This window comes from Gilliamella sp. Occ4-3, from assembly GCF_001690675.1.
GTDB classification, from domain to species: Bacteria; Pseudomonadota; Gammaproteobacteria; order Enterobacterales; family Orbaceae; genus Gilliamella; species Gilliamella bombi.
In genome coordinates, this window is the sequence record NZ_LZHR01000098.1 from 1 (window position 1) to 21,122 (window position 21,122).

Here is a 21,122-nt window from a genome sequence, read left to right on the forward strand (position 1 = left end):
CAATAGCTTTTCCGGGCATCGTGGAGGAATGCGTTTTTTTCGTTTTACTCTGAGATTAAGCTTTAATTCACAATACACCCGATAAACACGCTTATGGTTCCATTGATAGCCGAGCTTTCTGATACGATTAAAGCATTTAGGAAAGCCCCAGCGTAAATGCCGGTCTGTGATAGCATTCAATACCGAAACAATCACCGAATCATCCTGTAACTTAGGTTGATAATAGTAAGCACAACGGCTTAAGCCAACAATGGCACAACTCATAGCAATAGTAACTGAATGATTTTGTTGTAGTTGCTGTGCCCACGTTTTACGTGCCTTTGTGGGCACTAAAGCTTTTTTATGATTTCTTCCTGAAGCTGTGATTTTAAGCTAAGCTCGGCAAACATCTGCTTAAGTTTGCGGTTTTCAGCCTCCAGCTCTTTTAAGCGTTTGATATCCGAAGTTTCCATTCCGCCGTATTTTTCCCGCCATTTATAAAAAGTTGAATTACCCATGCCATATTTACGGCAGAGTTCCTTGACAGGAATACCTGCTTCAGCTTCTTTTAAAATAGCGACGATTTGATGTTCAGTCATTTTTTTCATAATTAAATCCCCTTTTACTTTTATCATAGATAATTTTCTACTTTTTTGCTGTACTATTTTAGGGGATAGTTACATATTAATCATCTATTTTTATACTGAAACACATAGTTACCTGAAACTTTTTGACAAAACTATCAATCTTTTTATCAACTTTTTTGTTTATGGTGTTAATATAGATTAGCTTTTCGTTAAAAATATCCCAAGCCAAATCCAACCACCAAAATAATAAGCGTTGAATATTTTTGTTGGGATATTTTATTAATTATTATAAAAAATAAACACTTATTTCTGCTTTGAAAAGCTTAGCAACTGAATTTTAAAAATATCATTCGGTAGCCACAGTAAAGCGTTGTTTAATATGTTTAGCTGTTTCTGCTTCGTCAATCATGGCAATGGCATAATCGGCATAACTAATTTGGCTTTTTCCTTTGCTGTTAAATAACACTTCTTCGCCCCCTATAATATAATGCCCTGTCCTTTCGCCATTAGCGTTAAACTCAATGGCAGGGCTTAAGTAAGTCCATTGCACATTTTCACATTTTTTAAGCGCATCAAGTGCTTTGGCCATATTGGTGGCTAATGGTTTAAATGCCTCAGGAAAATCAGGTGAATCAACCAAACGTAGTGAATGCTGTGGATTAACATATAAACTGCCTGCTCCCCCAACCACTAATAGGCGATTTGTTTTACCGCTCAAGATATCAGTTAAATGTTTTAAACTGGTTTGATGCAACGGCAGTAATTCCAGTGCCCAAGTACCAAATGCATCGATAATCACATCAAAGGGTTTTAAATCAGTATAGGTTAATTCGAACAGATCTTTAATTAGCACATTTGCTTTGGGATCGAGCGGTTGACTCGCTTTGCGCACTATTGCGGTAACATCATGCCCTCGTGAAATCGCCTCTTTGACTAAAAGTTGCCCTGTTTTACCACTCGCACCAATGACTGCTATTTTCATACTTTACTCCTTTTAATCGTTTAAGGATTAACATGATATAAGAATGGTTTTAGATTAGTCTTTAACGTTTCTACTGTAAAGTAGGTACCAAATAGTGCTATAGTAACTTTTTTGAAACTATTTTTGAATTTTAAGGATTAATGATTAAATTAAATAATGATTTGCCTATTTGCCCCGTTGAAATAACATTAATGTTAATAGGTGATAAGTGGAAAGTTTTAATTGTGCGAGACCTGCTTACGGGAACCAAGCGCTTTGGTGAACTAAAAAAATCGCTGACTGGTATATCACAAAAAGTTTTAACTCAGCACCTGCGAGCTATGGAAAAAAATGGGTTATTAACCCGCAAAGTGTATGCCGAGGTTCCCCCCAGAGTTGAATATACATTAACCGAGGTTGGACAAAGTCTAAAACAGGTGCATGATGCCATGTTAGAGTGGGGAAAGGCTTACAAATTAAAAGCGGATGAGTCATCTTTTCCTCATCCGTCAATCAATCATAATTAACTATCAAATTCTTCGCAGCCAAAATAAAACTCATCTGAGTTGGCATTTTTGTCACGACCGATAAGAATGATACTAGGAAAATGATTTTCTTCTGTGATTGGGGCTGTATATTGATAATATTGTCCTATATCACCCCAAGACATTTCTTCTTTTAAATGGGCAGGGATTGGGATTGCCCCCATTGCTTTGGCAAATGTATCTATATCACCTTTGGCAACAGCATAAAAATATGAACCGCTATCGCCTTGGTATTTAATTTGCGATACAGTCGTATTCATTATTTCCAGCGGTTTGGCAAAGTGATACTCTAAATTAATCAGCCCATCATCTTCTAAGTTTTTTATGGTAATGTTTTGTTGGTTAAGTTGTTTAACCACTTTTGCATCACGACCATCAATTGGAGCAACCTTGCATAATAAAGCCGCTTTAAATTGTGCTTCAATTGTATTATTTGTTTCGGTCGCTAATGCATATCCTGAGAAACCCAAAATGAGCAGTGAACTGCATAAAAATTTGTATGACACCTTTATAATTTTTCCTTTTTAAGGCTTTGTTTAAATTATTTACTATTGTTACAAAAAATAACTGCATTAGATAGTATTTGTCAGAATTTAGTTAAATAAAATTATTTTAATATCAATGGGTAAATGGTCAATTTTATATTAAATCTTAATATAGCTATTAGTTAACAAAACTTATTTACCAACTGGTATAAATAATCTCAAATCGCTATTTTTTATAAAATAGATTAGTATGATTTTATTGATTTTTGTTGGCTAAATTATTATGAGTATATCTTCAAACAACTTAACCATTAAAGATATTGCAAAGCTTTGTTCGGTAAGTAAATCTACCGTTTCTCGAGTGATTAATCATGATCCTATGGTTAAAGAAGCTACGCGTAATAAAGTTTTGGCAATCATTGAACAGTATCACTTTACGCCGTCTAAATCGGCAAGAGCGATGCGTGGTTATGGGAATAAAGTGATTGGGATTATTGTAACTCGCCTTGATTCTCTTTCTGAAAATCAAGCTGTTCAAAGTATGTTGCCTATTTTTTATCGGCATGGTTATGATCCTATCATTATGGAAAGCCAATTTAGTACGGACAAAGTCAAAGAATATTTATCTATGCTTAAAAGTAAACAAGCTGATGGCGTAGTTATCTTTGCATTTACTGGATTAGAGCAGTCATTATTATCCACCTGGCAAAATAGTAGTGTAGTAATCGCAAGAAAATTCCAAGATCATACTTGTATTTGTTATGATGATATCGGTGCAGTTAGATTATTGCTTGCTCATTTATATCAATCGCAACAACATCAAAATATTGGTTATATCGGTATTGAGCAACAAGACCAAACTACTGGCGCATTGCGTTATCAAGCCTATTTGGATTTTTGCCAGCAATATCAACTTAGCCCCAATGCGGTTTTAGGTCAATTAAGTTATCGTTCAGGTTATGATCTTGCCCAGTTGGTGTTAACTAAAAATCCATCGGCTATCGTTTGTGCAACTGATGGTATTGCATTAGGATTAAATAAGTATTTACACGAAAAACAGATTGAACATATTACCGTAGCTAGCATTGGTAATAGTGAGCTACTGAGTTTTCTTTTTCCTAAGACTTGTGCAGTTGAACTCGGTTTTGATCAAGCAGGTAGTTGTGCGGCTCAAGAGTTACTTAATATGTTACAAAATCAGTTTGAACTGAAAAGTATCACCATTCCTTGCCATTTAATAAGCTAACCAGTAGTTATTTTTATTTAATTTGTGTTTATTTTGCTCTAATTTGTGATATTAATCACAAAAAAGGGAACGTTCCCATTTATTAATTTATCAATTCAATCTATGCTTAATCTATATTCAAAATAGCCAAATTATTAGTGAAATAAAAAGGCTAATTCTAATTTAAAGGAGACCTTTTATGGCTAAAAATTCCCAATTAACTAGCCAATCGATAATGCAATTAATCGAGTTGATTGGTGGAAAAAAAAATATTGCCAGTGTGATCCATTGTCTAACAAGATTGAGGTTTGCCTTAGTTGATCCTAAGCTAGCTGATGTCCAAGCTATAGAAGAACTGCCTTTTGTGAAAGGTTGTTTTAATAATGCTGGACAGTTTCAAGTTATCATTGGTACCAATGTTGATAGTTATTACAAAGCATTGATCCAGCAATTAAATTTAGATGAAGCAAGCAAAGAGCAAACTAAAGTTGCAGCAAAAAAGAATATGTCTTTTTTTGAAAGGTTTATTTCTAACTTAGCGGAAATTTTTGTGCCATTATTACCAGCTTTAATCGCTGGTGGTTTATTACTTGGATTACGTAATATTATTGGTGAAATGCCAACTATTGATGATAAGCCGCTGATACAAACCTATCATTGGCTAGCGCCAATTTACAGTATACTTTGGTTGCCTTGCGAGGCGATTTTCCACTTTTTACCAGTTGCCATTTGTTGGTCTACCGTGAAAAAGATGGGAGGATCGCCAATTTTAGGTATTGTTTTAGGCATCACTTTGGTTTCACCACAATTGATGAACGCTTATGACCTTGGCAGTAAAATACCTGATGTTTGGGATTTTGGTTGGTTTAGTATCGAAAAAGTCGGCTATCAAGCGCAGGTGATTCCGTCTATTTTTGCAGGTTTAGCGTTGGGTTGGATCGAAACACGATTACGCAAAATTGTACCTGATTACTTGAATCTAGTGATTGTGCCGATTGTTGCGCTTCTTGTTTCTGTGTTTTTAGCACATTTCTTTTTAGGTCCAATTGGAAGAATGTTAGGTAATGGTATTGCTTTTATTGTTAAATATTTAATGACTGGTGATTATGCCTTTATTGGCGCTGCTGTTTTTGGTTTCTTTTATTCACCATTGGTTATTACTGGTATTCACCATACAACCCTTGCAATTGACTTACAAATGACTGAAAGCATGGGCGGTACGCCGATTTGGCCAATTATTGCTTTATCTAATATTGCTCAAGCTTCGGCTGTTGTGGGTATTATTTTAGTTAGTAAAAAACATAATGAGCGTGAAGTGTCGGTTCCTGCTGCCATATCAGGTTATCTTGGAGTAACCGAGCCTGCTATGTATGGTATTAATTTGCGCTATAAATTTCCGATGCTGTGCGCCATGGTTGGTTCAGCTTTAGCCGGGTTAATTTGTGGTTTATTCGGTGTGTTATCTAATGGTATTGGGGTTGGCGGTTTGCCGGGTATTTTATCGATAAAGCCGATATATTGGTCGATTTATGCTTTGGCGATGATTGTGGCAATTGTGGTTCCGATTGTTTTAACTTCGATCGTTTATAAAATTAAACTTAAAAAAGGTACGTTAGATATTCGTTAAACACGAGCTAATAACCATTAACCGTTCTAGTTATTGAGCGGTTAATTTATGAAAAATAAATAATAAATAATAAAGAGCAAGCAATGAATAAAATCGATATCCCTTGGTGGCAAAATGGTACTATTTACCAGATCTATCCAAAAAGTTTCCAAGCTAGTGGCGCTGGTTCAACGGGTGATTTATTAGGTATTATTAGCCGATTAGATTATCTTGAAAATTTAGGGGTTAGTGCTATTTGGTTAACGCCGATTTATCCATCCCCACAAATTGATAACGGTTATGATGTGTCGGATTATTATGATATAGATCCGAGCTATGGTTCAATGGCTGATTTTGAACTACTGGTTAAACAAGCGCACAAGCGTGGTATTCGCATTATGATGGATATGGTGTTTAATCATACTTCAACACAGCACCCATGGTTTAAATCAGCCTTAGATAAGTCAAGCCCTTATCGCTCATTTTATATTTGGAAAGACGCTAAAGCTGATGGTTCAGAGCCTAACAATTGGCGTTCAAAATTTGGCGGTAAAGCATGGCAATGGCATGAACAATCAAAACAGTACTATTTGCACTTATTTGCTAAACAGCAAGCCGATCTTAATTGGGAAAACCCAACTGTTCGTCAAGAAATCAAAAAAGTATGTCAATTTTGGGCTGATAAAGGCGTTGATGCATTAAGGCTTGATGTGATTAATTTAGTTTCAAAACAGCAAGATTTTCTGGATGATGAAAATGGCGATGGTCGTCGATTTTATACCGATGGTCCAAAAATTCATGAATTTTTACAAGAGATCAGTCGTGATGTTTTTCAACCCAACCAACTTAAAACGGTTGGCGAAATGTCATCCACCACATTAGAAAACTGCCAAAAATATGCTAGCTTAGATGGTAAAGAATTGACCATGACGTTTAACTTTCATCATCTAAAAATCGATTATCCAAACGGTGATAAATGGACGCTGGCTAAACCTGATTTACTTGAACTTAAAAAAATCCTTGGCTATTGGCAAACAGGCATGCAAGATAAGGCTTGGAATGCAATTTTTTGGTGTAATCATGATCAACCTCGTATCGTCTCACGCCTTGGTGATGAAAACCAATATCACAAACAATCTGCCAAAATGTTAGCCATGCTACTGTATGGTTTACAAGGCACACCTTATCTTTATCAAGGTGAAGAAATCGGTATGACCAATCCTCATTTTACTGATATTTCACAATATAAAGATGTTGAAAGTCTTAACATTTATCAAGAAAAAATAGCAGATGGTATGCCTAAAGCAGAAATTTTAGCAATCCTTGCTAGCAAATCCAGAGACAACAGCCGAACGCCAATGCAATGGGATAATTCAGCCAATGCAGGCTTTACTAAAGGTAAGCCTTGGATTGAGGTTGCTAATAATTATCCTAAAATTAATGTTAAAGCGGCACTCGATGATCCTGATTCGATATTTTATTGCTATCAAACCTTAATTAAATTACGCAAAACGTACCCGATTTTTATTTTTGGTGATTATCAAGATTTAACGCCAGATATTGCTGATTATTGGTGCTATATCAGGCGGTGGCATAATCGAAAATTACTAGTGATAGCAAATCTGACCGATAAAACACTGACATGGTCATTACCTAATTCGTTACAACTCTTGAATTGGCGACGATTATTTAGCAATTATCAAGATAACCATCGGCTAGGTTCTGAAATAAGATTAAAACCTTATGAAGCCATATATTGGTTGCAACAGGCGGATTAAGCAAGCGATATGGGCAATCTATAAAAAGGTTGTCCATTTTTATGTACGATAATTGTACCATTTTAAAGCCAACCAGTTGATAGATTTAATTAAAAAACCTTTTAAAAAATAGCCTAAAAGTTATAATATTTTGCTTAAAAAATGGGTAAATAAAAAATTAAAGAGGAATGAGGATGGAAGACAAAACGATTTTATTAATGAATCAGTATTTAGATAGAGATTATAGTGTTTTTCCAATGGCTGAAGATAAAATCGTATTGCAAGATATTCGCAATATTGAAAATAGTTTGGCAATTAAATTTCCTGATGAATATGTTGCTCATTTACTTGGTGAAGATTGTGATGCTATCCCCCATAGAGGCATTTATATTGAAGTAAAAGAAGAGATTTGGCGTCGTCCTCAAGCAATGGCAGTGGGACCTTTTTGGACATTTTTATATGGTTTTCATACTTATACAGCCTCTAAATTAAGTGCTGATTGGATGAGGCTTGATTTTATTGCCCATCAATTTATGCAGGAAACAGGACTTAAAGCAATCCCAATCTTGAAAATTATTAATGATGCTGATATGTATTGTGTTAATGAATTTAGTGATATTGTAAAATTTAATCACGAAATGAATGTTTTGGAACCAACAAATATGGATTTTTGGCAGGTTTGGGAATTTGAATTAAAAGAGCTAAAAGAAAGAAAAGAAACCAAAAAATCTAAATTAAAATAATTTCATACTTAAATTAGAGTATCACAAGGAAGTGAAATAAATTAACATAATGATATGTACTGTAAATAACTAATTGAATTATTTTTATAATTCAATCATGAACTGTTATTATTTTGCGATATCATTAGTGGTTATATAATAATTCACGCATTTTTACTAACTGCGCAATCGCTTTAGTAAAATTAGGTGCTTCTGGCAACATTGAAGTGATTGATACAGTTTCAATTTCGTTTAACAGTGTTTCTGCAATATTCATAATCTCATCATAGCTTAATTGACCATTTTTAATCGCAAGCAGCTCATCGCGATTAGCTCGTTTATTGGTTATTGTGCCTTGTGTCATAATTTCGTACGCCACTTGTAATAATCGAATAGTATGCATCATATTTTTTGCATCAAAATCATTACCACTTTTAATATTACTTTGATAACGCTGCTCATTTCGCTTTTCAACCCATTGCCAATAAGCTTTATAGTTACGGCAATGCGATGAAAAACCATCACGATTAAAACTTAAATAAGCGATAACTGGCGTATTAATAGCAACCGATGATAAACACAGTTCGGTCGAATCTTGCTGTTGTATTATCCCATGATAACCACAGCTTCCTGATGGATCGTAAAACAGCGCATATAAATCTCTCCCATGCCTCACATTCACTAATCCACATAAATGTTGCTTAAAACTATGTTGAGCTAGCCAATCATTTAATGGATAAGCTTGTTGACCTTCGATAATATAACAAAAATCCAGTACAGTTTTACGTGTTACTGCAACGGGATTATTAATCTTTTTATTTAATCCTTTGGCTTTCTTTATTTGCGACATGGCGTAGAGGGCAAAGGTCTGCTTGGTCTGTTTGGATAAAAACAGATCGAGTGTTAAATACTGCATTATTGGATGCTGATAAACAATACAGCTTGGATCCGAGGCTAACACTTCTAAAATATTCGGGTTGTTTTTCAGTAACAGTTCCACAAATCGTCCTAATTCATAATAAACAATATCATTAGTTTCATTATTAATTTGTGGAATATAATCCAATCCATAAAACTTATTTTTAGGTAGATAAAAAACTCCTTTAATATCGGTATCTGATGTTTCAGTAGCCAAACCAAATGCACGGCTACCGCTGATCACTTCAAATAAGATTAAGTTTTGTGCTTTTAAATCGTCGATTGTCATTTAGTTTTCCTTGTCTTATTTTAAGCTCATTAATGTTTGTATAAAAAAATAATCTAACTTATCAGCCTTAAAATGTTGTTCGTCTATAGCCTGTAAACTTTCTTTAATCTCAATCATGGATTGTTCAATAAACAATAAGATTTTTGGATCGATAGTGATAGGTGTTGATTCAGTCATGGTTGCTTTTAAGGCAATTATATCATTGATTTGTTGGCTTAAATCATCAGGTAATAGTGTCAATAATGGCGTAATTGCCATGGGGGCGATTTGCTGTTTTTCTAAACACCATTTGGCACATAATAAAGGTCTTAATACATAAAACAGTTTTTTTACCCCAATCTGCTGTCCCTCACGGTTTTGTAATGCACTTTTGGCAATACCTAAATAGTGATAAATATTACCCCTAGCATTAAAGAAATTGGAACAAAGTTGCCATAATTGATTAGCAATTGGCGCATTTTGTTGATAAATAATGGGTGATTGCAGCCATTCAAATGGCGTAGTATTCGATTTACGGATTAGTTGTAAAGTCTTTTTTAAATCCCAGCCATGCAAATCCAGCTCATCATCAATAGGAAAAGTTAAATTTGAAGCAGGGTTATCAATGGCTAAGTATTTCTCAAAACGATGCACATAAATAAAACGCACATCATAATCACTATTCGGCGATGGAAACCCCCACGCCCGACTGCCTGATTCGCAAGCGTAAAGTATATGGATATTATGTTGTTGTGCTAATTCTGCTAACTTTTGTTTTATGCGGTTTTGCATTGCAACTATTCCTTTAGGTTATTTATTTTACTTTATATCTGAATTTTTAACGCATTTAAAGTCTTTTGCCTATTACCATTAACAAATCATTGAGCATGATGATTTATGATTGAAACGGTATAGAATCCTGAATATTTTTATAAATAATATAACAAAGTCTAACTTTAACCCATTTTCAAAATTAAATTCTTTGGACATGTGCCATTTCCCTTTTTAGATAATTTAATAAAATGGCATCGTGTATTAAATATGAGCAGAATATCTGAATATAGGATTTAACGGGTAATTTTAGATATTTAATTAAAATTCAAAAATATAATTAAATTTACCCTTTCTAATCTTCAAGATGCGAATGTCTAAGAATCAGGCTAGATGCAATACGGTTGTATATTTTTCAGTATATTATCATACTGTAATTATTTTCGGTTTAGCAAAAATTCTTTTTGATTATTAATTATGCGGTTAAAATTACTTTTAAATCCAAACATTATTTGAAATAAAGAATGATTAAAAAATATCACTTTGCCTGATGAAAAGTCATTTTGTTTTTTATATAAAGAAATCACATTAGGCGTTTCAGGAGGAAAACTATTATAAACTTCATAATGAATAAAACTGTGTTTGATTGAGTTAAAAAGGTTATTAATCATTTTTAAAAAACCACTACTATCTTGCTGATAATTAATATCATCACCTAGAATAATCTTTTTACAAAGAGGATAATTTGTAACTTTTTTAGGGGAAAATAAATCACCTATACAATCTACTTTTATTTGGCTATCTTTTATAAAAATACTCTTATAGCAAGTAATGTATGTCAATTGAACCAGTTCATCAAATAAACTTCTTATTGAAAGAATTAAACTTTCTGTTTTTAACCTATACATAATGGCTGGATTACGATCTTGCGGAAAAATCATTCCAATATTCTGAATGTTTTTAACATATTTTTCATGAAAATCTATAACTTCAATAAATTCATTTTGAATATGTAAATATCTATAGGTAAGTATTAATGATTGTAATTGAGGATTTGTAAAATTTTCTATCTTTTCATATTGTGGCATTTTATGAAAATCGAAAGTATCTATTGTGAAATATGGTGGTAGATTTTCTTGATAAATATAGTTTTCTTCCGACATATTGCTAGCTCTATTTTTTTTAAAGACGTCTTTTTTTGCTGTCCATTGTTCGTTTTCAAAAACATATATAAAACCTGAAGGAAGTTCTCCATCGGGTACAGGGATATCTGTTGAATTAGCGGGAAGCCCTATACCTGCTGGCTGATAACAATTTTCTTCATGATGGGTAAAATATTTATCTTTTTCATCATAATGATAAATAGTTACATACCTTTCATGATCGTAAAATTTACACATAAATATCTCCTTTAGTTAATATACCATTCTTTTTATGGGTTATATAAATTATGGTTTTTGTCAACCTATTTGGCTCTGTTTTAGCTATTATGTAAAGCTAATAGTATTTTCTATCTTTATTTAATGTCTTCATCTGATTCAATTGTACTAGTAGTTGTATAGCTGGCTTTATCATATTTTAAACGGTTTAATATCGAGGATTGCTCCTCGATATTTTTATGTTTGTCTGCAAGTAAATAGAATATTTAACTATTGTGCGAAGCAAGTAGCGTTACTAACCTTTTTTTAATTTCATCATTAGGTTCATTTGCAATAAGTTCTTGCAGGGCAAGCGTTATTTTATCTGTCCAACATTGCCGATCCCAAGCTTCAATGGCATTTAATGCCATGTTTCGGTTGCGTATTACAGGGCTGTTTAGACCAATTAATATAAGATCTTCACCCATACCCGGAAATCGATTGAGCTCTTGTAAAATAGCATCCAATGCACGGTGTGCTTTATATTTGATGCCAAATGCAGATTCTAGCGCTGGCCCAGTTGCGATTTTTGTAAAGTCATATTGTTGCCCAGCTAACTGCATAACTTGTTGTACTCTTTGTATATCATCGGCTTGCATTAAATAATACCACTGTTCACCCTGATGATTTTTTTGATATGCAAAACGCGCATCCCATGCATCAAATCCAAATTGCGTGTAAAGATCAGCAGCTAGGCAAAATTTACTGCTATCATCAGTCATTAAATCATTTTCAATTAATGCTAACCATTTATCTTGATGGATAAACTTATTTGCTTTTTCAATAATTGCATTTTTTATTTTTTCATTCCAATTAGGATAGCTTTCATTAAGCTGGCTGCTAACAAAATCATGTATAGTCAGTACTGTCCGTAAAGGGGGGAGTTCAGCTAATGAGGGTAGTTTTAGTAAATGTTTTAAATAATTTAAACAAACAATAGCACCTTCTTCATAACAATGCATATCTTCGGCTGGTCCGCCCATGATGAGTGCCTCTAAAATTTCACCCGCAGATTCTAATAAAGGTAAATCAACATAATCTTGTTCTAAAACCTGATTTAATTCACCTGTGGTTGCGCAAGTATAAGCAAGATATTCGTTCATAACGCTATTTTGATAACCCGCTCTTAATAACCAATCTTTAGTTGTTGATGATAATTGATATCCGACTAATCGTTCAACAATATGGATCCTACCCCAACCATCCACTTTTTTAGCTAAAGTAACTAAGGCATTTTCGACTTGTTCGGGTGATGATAAGGTGTTTTGTAATGCAACTGCTGAATATAAGGTAAACTCTTCATGCATGCCTAATAATAAAAATAAGTCAGTTTGTTCGGTAGTAAAACATCCTAATACAGCAATACTAAACTTAATGATTTCACGATCAGGGCTATTTGTTGCTAACCAATAGGTAAATTCATATAACTTATCAAAATCAATGTCAATTTTTGGTATTGCATCACTTAAATCATCAATAAAACTTAAAGTACCTTCCGTATTTATTAAGGTGTAAAGTTTTTCGATATCGTGTTTATTGGGTTGTGTTGATATTGTGATTAGTAACGTTAAAATTTCTTCAACACATGTGTGTTCCGATGATGCGCCATGATGATTGCTAACCCCATCCATCGCCCCTGCTGCCCATTTTAATTTTGTATCATCAGATGATTCATCAGGAAGTGTTTGGGCTATTTCAGGCAGTTTTTCTGCATGTTGATAAGGCAGTAAAAATTGATAAATACTGATTTTATTGTTATCCCATACCATTGGAAATGGTTGAGTCGTCGCCATATTTGAGGGTTCTGTCGTTGAATTTTGAGTAGTTTCTTTCATCGTTAATCCTTTAAATATTTTATTGTTAGAATGATTAATTAGTTATTTAAATCAAATTGAATAATCATGATAGTAATGCATTATTTTTAGATTGTAATTGATATAATTAAGGTTTTTAATATTTTTATTTCCACCAATATTGAGGATTGCTCCTCAATATTTTTTACCCTTTCACACACACAACTTGTCGTAATTGATGGACAATTTCGACCAATTCATTTTGGGCTGTCATTACCGCATCAATATCTTTGTATGCCATTGGGATTTCATCAATCACGTTGGCATCTTTTCGGCATTCAACGTGTGCTGTTGCTTTAATTTGGTCTTCAATGGTAAATTTCTTTTTGGCTTCTGTTCGGCTCATAACTCGCCCTGCACCATGTGAGCATGAACAGAAACTTTCTTCATTACCAAGTCCTCGCACAATATAGCTTTTTGCACCCATTGAGCCTGGAATAATCCCTAGCTCACCTTTTCGAGCAGACACCGCACCTTTACGCGTAATGAAAATTTCTTCACCAAAATGTTGCTCTTTTTGTACATAGTTATGGTGACAATTTACCGCCGACATGTGGGTGGTAAATGGTTTAGTAATGACTTTACGCATTGCTAAAATAACATTATTCATCATTGCTTCACGGTTGAGTCTTGCAAATTCTTGCGCCCAATGCACAGCATCAACATAATCTTGAAAGTGTTCAGTGCCTTCTTGTAAATAAGCTAAATCTTTATCAGGTAGATTTTTGATATGGGCTTCCATATCTTTTTTAGCCATTTCTATAAAAAAGCTACCAATAGCATTACCTACACCACGTGATCCACTATGCAACATAATCCAAACTCGATCGGCTTCGTCCAAACAAATTTCGATAAAATGGTTGCCAGTGCCGAGTGTTCCTAAATGTCGGTAGTTATTAGTATTTAAAAAACGTGGGTATTTTTCAGTTAATTTTTCAAAACCGGGTAATAGCTGTTGCCAATAACTATCGATTAGTGATGGTGGATTTTGCCAACTACCATTATCTCGTCCTTTATGTTTTGGTGTTATGCCATGTGGTACCGCTTTTTCAATTTCATGCCGTAACGGTAATAAATTATCGGGCAAATCACTCGCTATTAAAGACGTTTGCACAGCAATCATGCCACAGCCAATATCCACTCCTACAGTTGCAGGTATAATTGCGCCTATGGTTGGGATCACACTACCGATAGTCGATCCTTTACCTACGTGTACATCAGGCATTACGGCGATATGTTTAAAAATAAACGGTAATTGTGCCGTTTTGGTTAATTGTGTTTTGGCTTCTTCTTCAACAGGCACGCCTTTTGTCCACATTTTTATTGGTTTTGCGTTATCTGTTTGTAATAAGTTATATTGACTCATTTTTAATTCCATCTAAATTTTATGTAACGTTAAGTTACTAAGTTTACAAGTTCAGTTTTATTTTGGGATGTTATCCCTTTTCTCTTGGGCGATAAAACCTTTTTTCTTATTCATTATTATAATTTGCTAAAAGTGTGCCAAAAATTAAAAAAAGATAAAAACAATTAATATCAATTTGATTTAAAACAAAAAAATAAATTTAAAACAGATCAATCTAAAAATTAGATAGATTTAAATAAGTTTGTTTTTTATAATTTTATCTATTAATTTATAAATTTTTATAAGAATGAAAAAGAATGTAGTGTTTGGTTTTTTAGGAAATGTATTGGATCAACGTGGTAAAGGTAAACGACGATGGTTGCAATGGCGACCGACTATCGATTTATGTCATCAATCTGATCTACCATTAACTCGATTTGAATTACTCTATTATCAAAACGATTATCATCTGCTTTGCGAAGTTGTTAAAGATATTAAAATTTTATCACCACAAACCGAAGTAAGGCCAATCGCAGTAAATATAGATGATCCATGGGATTTTGAACAAGTTTATACCTGCCTTTTTGATATTTCGAAAAACTACTCATTTAATTCAGAACAAGAAGAGTATTATTTGCATATCACAACAGGTACGCATGTCGCACAGATTTGTTGGTTTTTACTAGCAGAATCGCGCTATTATCCAGCTAAATTATTACAAATGTCTCCACCATCCAAAAAGGAGGTAATAGAAAAAAATTATAACTTAGAGGAAGCAGATCTTATTGCGCAAGTACCTTACGGTAATATGAATATCATCGATTTGAATTTGCATCGTTATGATAAAATCTTAACCCGTTTTCAACAATATGCCATTCAAGCAACAGATCTGTTAAAGTCAGGTATCGCTACTCGTAACCAACAATTTAATCAATTAATTGCTGAAATAGAACAGGTTGCTAGCCGATCGCATGCCCCTATTTTATTGTGTGGGCCAACTGGTGCAGGTAAATCATTTTTAGCTAAACAAATTTATTTGCTAAAACACACTAATCATCAAATTAACGGTCAATTTGTCGAAATTAACTGCGCCACCTTACGAGGTGATAGTGCAATGTCAACCTTATTTGGTCATGTGAAAGGAGCATTTACGGGTGCAAATCTCGCTCGTACCGGTTTACTTAAAAATGCTGATGGGGGATTATTATTTTTAGATGAAATTGGTGAACTTGGGCTTGATGAACAAGCAATGTTATTAAAAGCGATCGAAGAGAAACAATTTTATCCATTTGGTAGTGATAAACCGATTCAGAGTGATTTTCAATTAATTGCTGGGACTAATAAAGATCTTAAATTGGCGATTGAGAATGGTGAATTTCGTGAAGATCTGTTTGCCAGAATCAATTTGTGGAGTTATCAACTGCCGAGTTTAGCTGAACGAAAAGAAGATATCGAACCGAATATTGATTATGAATTGGCGCGTTATGCTAAAGAATACGGCATTATGCCACGTTTCAATCAACAATCAAGACGTGCTTATTTAGCTTTTGCTACCTCTCAGGAAGCCTTATGGCAGGGTAACTTTCGTGAATTAAATAGCTCGATTATTCGAATGGCAACGTTAGCACCACAAGCTAATATTACGTTGGAACAAGTAGAAAAAGAGATTCTACGCTTAAAACAAAACTGGGGAAAACACAAATCAGATGACTCTTTAATTCCATTAGAAATAGATGAATTTGATCGCTTCCAATTGGAAAAGGTGATTGAAATCTGCCAAAAAAGTAGCTGTTTATCTGAAGCTGGCAGAAAATTGTTCGCTGTGTCTCGCATAAAAAAACAACGTAGCAATGATGCTGATCGATTAAAAAAATATTTGGCAAAGTTTGGTTTAAGTTGGGATATGGTTAATAAAGCTTAATCAATGTATTGGTAAAATCTATTCCATAAATGAAAAGATTTTTACTGACAACTGTATTTATACATTTAAACTAATTAAACGAGATTGTTCATCAAATTTAGCAACTACTCTTTGCTCACCTTTTATTGCAACAAGCTCTGTTTGGGCTGTCAAATCGCTTTGTTTGACTTGATAATCTTTAGCAATTAGATAGTACTTAAGTGCCTGGTAATGATCCACATCAAAGTTTGAAATAAATTGAGAAAATATTTCAAAAATTTGGGTTTGATTATTTTTCTGCTCATGGTTATCACTTTCAGATGAAGAACTCCCAAACAGATTTGTTATAAATTTTGGAAAAATTTTAGAGATTTTATTCTGGTTATTATTTTTTGAGTTAATATGATCTTTTTTTATGGTTACCAATGCTATTCCTTGCCCAAAATCAGCCAGATAATATCCATCGGTATTAAACATTCCTGTAGCAATTACCCCTATTTTGTATAAATCTTCTTGTGTAGTGTCAAATTGAGCAGAAGTTAATAAATTAATATCATTTTCTTCACCATAGCTTTTTAAACTCAACGCTTGTTCAATAACCGATGTGGGTAACTGCGATGCTTCGTTATTCCAAGACCAAAGCCATGTTTCAGAAGATAAAGAAAAAGTACCTAATAATTGAATAGAAAAGGTTATATTATCACCAAAATAGATAACACCTTGATTGATATCTATTTGCCAATTGCTATCGCCAATTATTTCATAAAAATTGAGCTGTTTTTCAAATCCATAACAACCAAAGTGCTCTAACAATTCTTTTTCTGATTTGCATGGTGTTAGCATAACTTTTTGTATCCCCATACCCATAATAATTCTTTATTTTCTCTTTTAAATTTTATGTTTTGATTTAATACTGATATGTAATCCATAATATTAATATATGGTTTATCAAATCTCAATATCTTTACAGATAAAGATTTTTTGTATAGAATGTGCCCGCTTTCCTGAATAGTGCTGCTGCAGGAAAACAGTAATTATCTTCTCAATATGAGGAGACACTATTTTATTGTTTTCTAGGTGGCTATTATGTCTACATTTACCCGTTTACAAAAACGTTTGTCCCGCCTTGGGATTGAAAGTCATTTTAATAATGATATTTATACTTTTAATAAAGAAAATACTACTGCTCAGGTATTATTGCCTAATCCTTTACCATTAGAGGAAAAAGCCGTAGAACAACTATTAAATTTTGCTTCAGTTAAAATACCTAATAGTTTAGGTAAAGTTTGTACTGCGCGTGCAACACCCGATTTTCATCCGGGTACTATTGCACCAGTAGGTAGTATTGTCGCTACCACGCAGAATTTTATTATTCCAGCTGCAATTGGCACCGATATTAATTGTGGTATGCGGCTTTTTACAACGGGCTTAAGTTATGAGCAAGTGTGTAAAAAAAAGTCTTCAATTATTGAGCAATTAAAACGCGTATTATTGCAAGATGAACGTGATGTTCCTGTTACGCCGCGATCTTTTCAAGCATTATTTGATCAAGATATTTCGGCATGGTTATCTGAATTACCTCAGCAGGGGCTATGGAATTCGGTTAATTATGAACGGTTACGGGCAGAGCTTGATAAAATATCTGGTAATCATTTAATTGTGGCAGATAGTAAATATGCGCCTGAAGCCTTTTTTGAAAAGCGAGATATTATCCGTCCTGCTAGCTTAGGTACTGTCGGTTCTGGTAACCATTTTGTTGAGTTACAAATTGTTGATGAGATAATGGATCGTCATTTAGCTTATCAATTAGGTCTTCAAAAAAATAGTATTGTGGTTATGATCCATACTGGATCACGTGATGTTGGATTTTATATTGGTCAACGTTGGCAAGATAGAGCAAAAGCCCTATGGCCAGCTAATGAAAAACAGCCTAAATCAGGATTGTTTGGCTTGACTGATAATGACGCTAAAGCTTATTTACAAGCAATGGGCGTTGCTGCTCGATATGCTTGGATAAATCGTATTGTCATCACCGAGTTAATACGTAAATCGTTATCAACGATCTTTCATCAAGATGATAGTCAATTAGTGGTTGATATTTCTCATAATATTATTTTACCAGAGCAATGCATGAATATTCATCGTAAAGGTGCTACGCCTGCATATACAGGTCAAATAACATTAATTCCTGGGTCGATGGGTGATCACTCTTATGTAGCAGTTGGTAAAGGTAATGAAGAGTGGTTATGGTCTTGTTCACATGGTGCAGGAAGAGCAGAAAGAAGGCAAAACATGCGTAATAAAAAGGTAGAGTTTGAAAAGACTACCTTACCATGGCAATGCATTACTCTCAAAGAAGAGCGGCTACGCGAAGAAGCGCCTATAGCATACAAACCAATTACACCAGTAATTGAAGCGCAACAAAAAGCCGATTTGATTCAAACCATAGTTAAACTTAAACCTTGGATTACGTTTAAAGTATAATTAGGAAAATATTTTGTGCTAGAATTTATTATTTAATCAAAATATTAATATAAAATTTTAGCACAAAATACTTATTGTTTAGAAGAATAACATAGAAATGATATTCTTTTATAACATCAACTCCATCCCCCGATACTGTAAATCTGGTTTTTTAATCCACGCTTGAGCATCAATAATTGCCAATTCTCGAGCCTCTTTTTGTTTGGTGATCTCTAGCACGTGATTAGCGGCATTGGCGGCTAATTCAAATGCCATTAATTGGGATTGTCCATTAATTAGATGCACAGTGAACAAGCTACAAATTAAATCACCCACACCTAATGGACGATGTGGAAAGTCATATAGTGGGCGAGCAAGATGATAGTTTTGGGTTGGCGTAGCTAACACCATTTCAAATAGGTTGGTTGTTTTGCCAGCGTGCACCAAATTTTTTACTAATATAGCTTTAATAGACTGTTTTTGTAGTGTTTTTATTGCATTTAGTACATCGTTAAATGTTTTAATTTCGATATCAGAAAGTATTTGTAATTCTAATAAATTTGGTGTGATATAGTCGGCTTGTTTAACCGCTTGCTTAGTGAAGAAATCAATAATACCTTGTGGCAGTGAACTACCTTTATTAATATCGCCCCCCATAACAGGATCACAAACATAGATAGCATTAGGATTATAGTATTTAATTTTGTTGACTGCTTCTAAGATTTCTTCGCCTTGTTCAGCAAGACCAATATAGCCCGAAATAATGGCGTCAATAGACTTTAAAACCCCAATTTTTTCTAGACTATTAACTATTCGTGTGATTTGTTTAGCACCAAGCACTATGCCATCATAATGAGGATAAACTGTATTACTGGATAATTGCACGGTATGGATCGGCATAACTTCAACGCCTTGTAGCTGCATGGCTAATGTCGATACCTTGTTACCGGCATAACCATAAACAACATTTGATTGAATTGATAATACTGTTTTCATATGTTTGCCTTATTATTCGTCATAGTAATGATAGCGGTTTAGGAGATAGATACAGATGATAGATATCAATGCTAAACAACAATAAAACAAGGCTAATGGTATCCAAAAAGCTTTGTAAGTATAAATAATATATGCCCCTATCATCGGAATTAGGCTACCAAAAATGGCAGCGCAACCTTGATAGCTGATAGATAACCCTGTGTAACGTATTCTGGTAGGAAAAACTCGACTTAAATAGCCCGCTATTACGCCATAAAAGCCACTGTAGCAAATTACGTTGAGCGAAATACCAATAATAAAGCTATTTTTTGTGCCTAGCTGAATGATTGGGAATAATAAAAATACCGATCCCATTGCTAAGATTGCCGAACAAATTAAAAATCGTGTTGCCGAGTATTTTTCTGAAAAATAGGCAATAAAAGGTTGCACAACAAAATGCACAATCGCAATCCAAAATAGAGCATCAACAATTATCTTATCTTCAATACCTAGTGCAATAGTGGTATAGCCAATCATTAATGTATTAGAAAATATTCCACTAAATGACAATACATTAGCGCCAATGCTTAAAATTAATAGCGGTGTTGATTTTTTTAAAACTTCAATAATCGGGGGTGATTCTTGCTTTAAGTTTGCTTGCTTTTTGCATGATTCGATAAAGACAGGTGACTCAGTTAAGGTGACTCTAGCAATAATGCCAATAATTAATAAAATAGAACTGGCTAAAAATGGAATACGCCAATAGCCACTATTAATAAGCTCAGCTATAGGTGAACGGATAATATAAGAAAAGACCAATAATGCTAAAATATTTCCTGCTGGGCTTCCCCACTGTGCAAAGGAGGAAAAGAAGTTTTTCAACCCTTTTGGGGCATGTTCATTGGTCATAAGCACTGCACCGCCCCATTCACCACCAACCGCAATCCCTTGTAATATGCGTAATGTAAATAATAAAATTGGTGATAAAATGCCTGCTTGTTGATAAGAGGGTAATAAACCAACACAGGTGGTGGCACACCCCATTAAAACCAACGTAGTAATTAACGATTTTTTACGCCCCAAACGATCACCAATATGACCAAATAGTAACGCTCCTAAAGGACGTGATAAAAATCCCACGGCAAAGGTGGCAAAAGATCCTAAGATTTGCACAAATTGATTATCATCAGGAAAAAAAAGCTGACCAAATATTAATACTGATGCCAAGGCATAGATATAAAAATCATACCATTCAATGGTCGTACCAATAAAGGCGGCAAAAGCGACTTTTTTAGCTGATGAATTGGACATAAGTAATCTTAGGGCTATCGCGGTTGTAAGTTA

The 21,122-nt window shown here is 34.0% G+C and carries 19 protein-coding genes; 7 read left to right on the top strand and 12 right to left on the bottom strand.

Features of this window, described 5'->3' with window-relative positions:
* The 3 genes from A9G44_RS09705 to A9G44_RS09715 form a co-directional block, all read right to left on the bottom strand.
* Positions 1–330 (bottom strand): IS3 family transposase (locus A9G44_RS09705; protein WP_143426374.1); only part of this gene is annotated, 330 nt, incomplete at its 3' end.
* A complete protein-coding gene (locus A9G44_RS09710) occupies positions 330–587 on the bottom strand; it encodes a transposase (protein ID WP_034909955.1) in 258 nt (85 codons plus the stop codon). The genes A9G44_RS09710 and A9G44_RS09705, both read right to left, overlap by 1 nt.
* A 325-nt stretch (positions 588–912) precedes the next feature.
* A complete protein-coding gene (locus tag A9G44_RS09715) occupies positions 913–1,548 on the bottom strand; it encodes an NAD(P)-dependent oxidoreductase (protein WP_065610717.1) in 636 nt (211 codons plus the stop codon).
* A 140-nt stretch (positions 1,549–1,688) separates the two neighbouring features.
* Here A9G44_RS09715 and A9G44_RS09720 point away from each other — a divergent pair, with 140 nt between their 5' ends.
* Positions 1,689–2,054 carry a winged helix-turn-helix transcriptional regulator gene (locus A9G44_RS09720; RefSeq protein ID WP_065610719.1) on the top strand — a complete coding sequence of 122 codons (366 nt, stop codon included), beginning with the start codon at positions 1,689–1,691 and terminating at the stop codon, positions 2,052–2,054.
* Here the strand turns inward: A9G44_RS09720 and A9G44_RS09725 are convergent.
* The gene (locus tag A9G44_RS09725; protein ID WP_143422114.1) at positions 2,051–2,578 is read right to left on the bottom strand and encodes a hypothetical protein; all 528 of its coding nucleotides are present in this window, start codon (positions 2,576–2,578) and stop codon (positions 2,051–2,053) included. The two genes, A9G44_RS09720 and A9G44_RS09725, sit on opposite strands and share 4 nt — an antisense overlap.
* A 262-nt stretch (positions 2,579–2,840) precedes the next feature.
* Between A9G44_RS09725 and treR the strand changes: the two genes are divergently transcribed.
* The 4 genes from treR (at position 2,841) to A9G44_RS09745 (ending at position 7,888) form a co-directional block, all read left to right on the top strand.
* Positions 2,841–3,803: a trehalose operon repressor TreR gene (gene treR, locus A9G44_RS09730; RefSeq protein ID WP_065610724.1), complete on the top strand. Its 963-nt coding sequence runs from the start codon at positions 2,841–2,843 to the stop codon at positions 3,801–3,803.
* 178 nt (positions 3,804–3,981) lie between these two features.
* Complete coding sequence (gene treB, locus A9G44_RS09735; protein WP_065610726.1) at positions 3,982–5,409, top strand: PTS trehalose transporter subunit IIBC; 1,428 nt, start codon at positions 3,982–3,984, stop codon at positions 5,407–5,409.
* Between the two features lie 83 nt (positions 5,410–5,492).
* Positions 5,493–7,166: an alpha,alpha-phosphotrehalase gene (treC, locus tag A9G44_RS09740; RefSeq protein WP_065610727.1), complete on the top strand. Its 1,674-nt coding sequence runs from the start codon at positions 5,493–5,495 to the stop codon at positions 7,164–7,166.
* Positions 7,167–7,339: 173 nt separating this feature from the next.
* Positions 7,340–7,888, top strand: a complete 549-nt coding sequence (locus A9G44_RS09745) for a hypothetical protein (RefSeq protein ID WP_065610729.1) — start codon at positions 7,340–7,342, stop codon at positions 7,886–7,888.
* A gap of 124 nt (positions 7,889–8,012) precedes the next feature.
* Here A9G44_RS09745 and A9G44_RS09750 read toward each other — a convergent pair whose 3' ends face one another.
* The 5 genes from A9G44_RS09750 to A9G44_RS09770 form a co-directional block, all read right to left on the bottom strand.
* Positions 8,013–9,074: a nucleotidyltransferase domain-containing protein gene (locus A9G44_RS09750; RefSeq protein WP_065610731.1), complete on the bottom strand. Its 1,062-nt coding sequence runs from the start codon at positions 9,072–9,074 to the stop codon at positions 8,013–8,015.
* A gap of 15 nt (positions 9,075–9,089) precedes the next feature.
* Complete coding sequence (locus A9G44_RS09755; RefSeq protein ID WP_065610733.1) at positions 9,090–9,845, bottom strand: nucleotidyltransferase domain-containing protein; 756 nt, start codon at positions 9,843–9,845, stop codon at positions 9,090–9,092.
* Between the two features lie 416 nt (positions 9,846–10,261).
* On the bottom strand, positions 10,262–11,224 hold the full coding sequence (locus A9G44_RS13840; RefSeq protein ID WP_065610736.1) for a hypothetical protein: 963 nt from the start codon (positions 11,222–11,224) through the stop codon (positions 10,262–10,264).
* Positions 11,225–11,469: 245 nt separating this feature from the next.
* Positions 11,470–13,077, bottom strand: coding sequence for a hypothetical protein (locus A9G44_RS09765; RefSeq protein ID WP_065610738.1), 1,608 nt, complete (start codon positions 13,075–13,077; stop codon positions 11,470–11,472).
* A 163-nt stretch (positions 13,078–13,240) separates the two neighbouring features.
* Positions 13,241–14,461 (bottom strand): RtcB family protein, encoded by a 1,221-nt coding sequence (locus tag A9G44_RS09770; protein ID WP_176713217.1) that lies wholly within the window; start codon positions 14,459–14,461, stop codon positions 13,241–13,243.
* Positions 14,462–14,747: 286 nt separating this feature from the next.
* Here A9G44_RS09770 and rtcR point away from each other — a divergent pair, with 286 nt between their 5' ends.
* The gene (gene rtcR / locus A9G44_RS09775; RefSeq protein WP_065610740.1) at positions 14,748–16,361 is read left to right on the top strand and encodes an RNA repair transcriptional activator RtcR; all 1,614 of its coding nucleotides are present in this window, start codon (positions 14,748–14,750) and stop codon (positions 16,359–16,361) included.
* 57 nt (positions 16,362–16,418) lie between these two features.
* Here the strand turns inward: rtcR and A9G44_RS09780 are convergent, their stop codons facing one another.
* The gene (locus A9G44_RS09780; RefSeq protein ID WP_143426375.1) at positions 16,419–17,183 is read right to left on the bottom strand and encodes a DUF6882 domain-containing protein; all 765 of its coding nucleotides are present in this window, start codon (positions 17,181–17,183) and stop codon (positions 16,419–16,421) included.
* Between the two features lie 243 nt (positions 17,184–17,426).
* On the opposite strand from A9G44_RS09780, the gene A9G44_RS09785 reads away from it, so the two are divergent.
* The gene (locus A9G44_RS09785) at positions 17,427–18,824 is read left to right on the top strand and encodes an RtcB family protein (protein ID WP_065610744.1); all 1,398 of its coding nucleotides are present in this window, start codon (positions 17,427–17,429) and stop codon (positions 18,822–18,824) included.
* 108 nt (positions 18,825–18,932) lie between these two features.
* Here the strand turns inward: A9G44_RS09785 and pdxY are convergent, their stop codons facing one another.
* Positions 18,933–19,799: a pyridoxal kinase PdxY gene (gene pdxY / locus A9G44_RS09790; protein WP_065610746.1), complete on the bottom strand. Its 867-nt coding sequence runs from the start codon at positions 19,797–19,799 to the stop codon at positions 18,933–18,935.
* 12 nt (positions 19,800–19,811) lie between these two features.
* A complete protein-coding gene (locus A9G44_RS09795) occupies positions 19,812–21,089 on the bottom strand; it encodes an MFS transporter (protein ID WP_065610747.1) in 1,278 nt (425 codons plus the stop codon).
* Between the last annotated feature and the right edge of the window lie 33 nt (positions 21,090–21,122).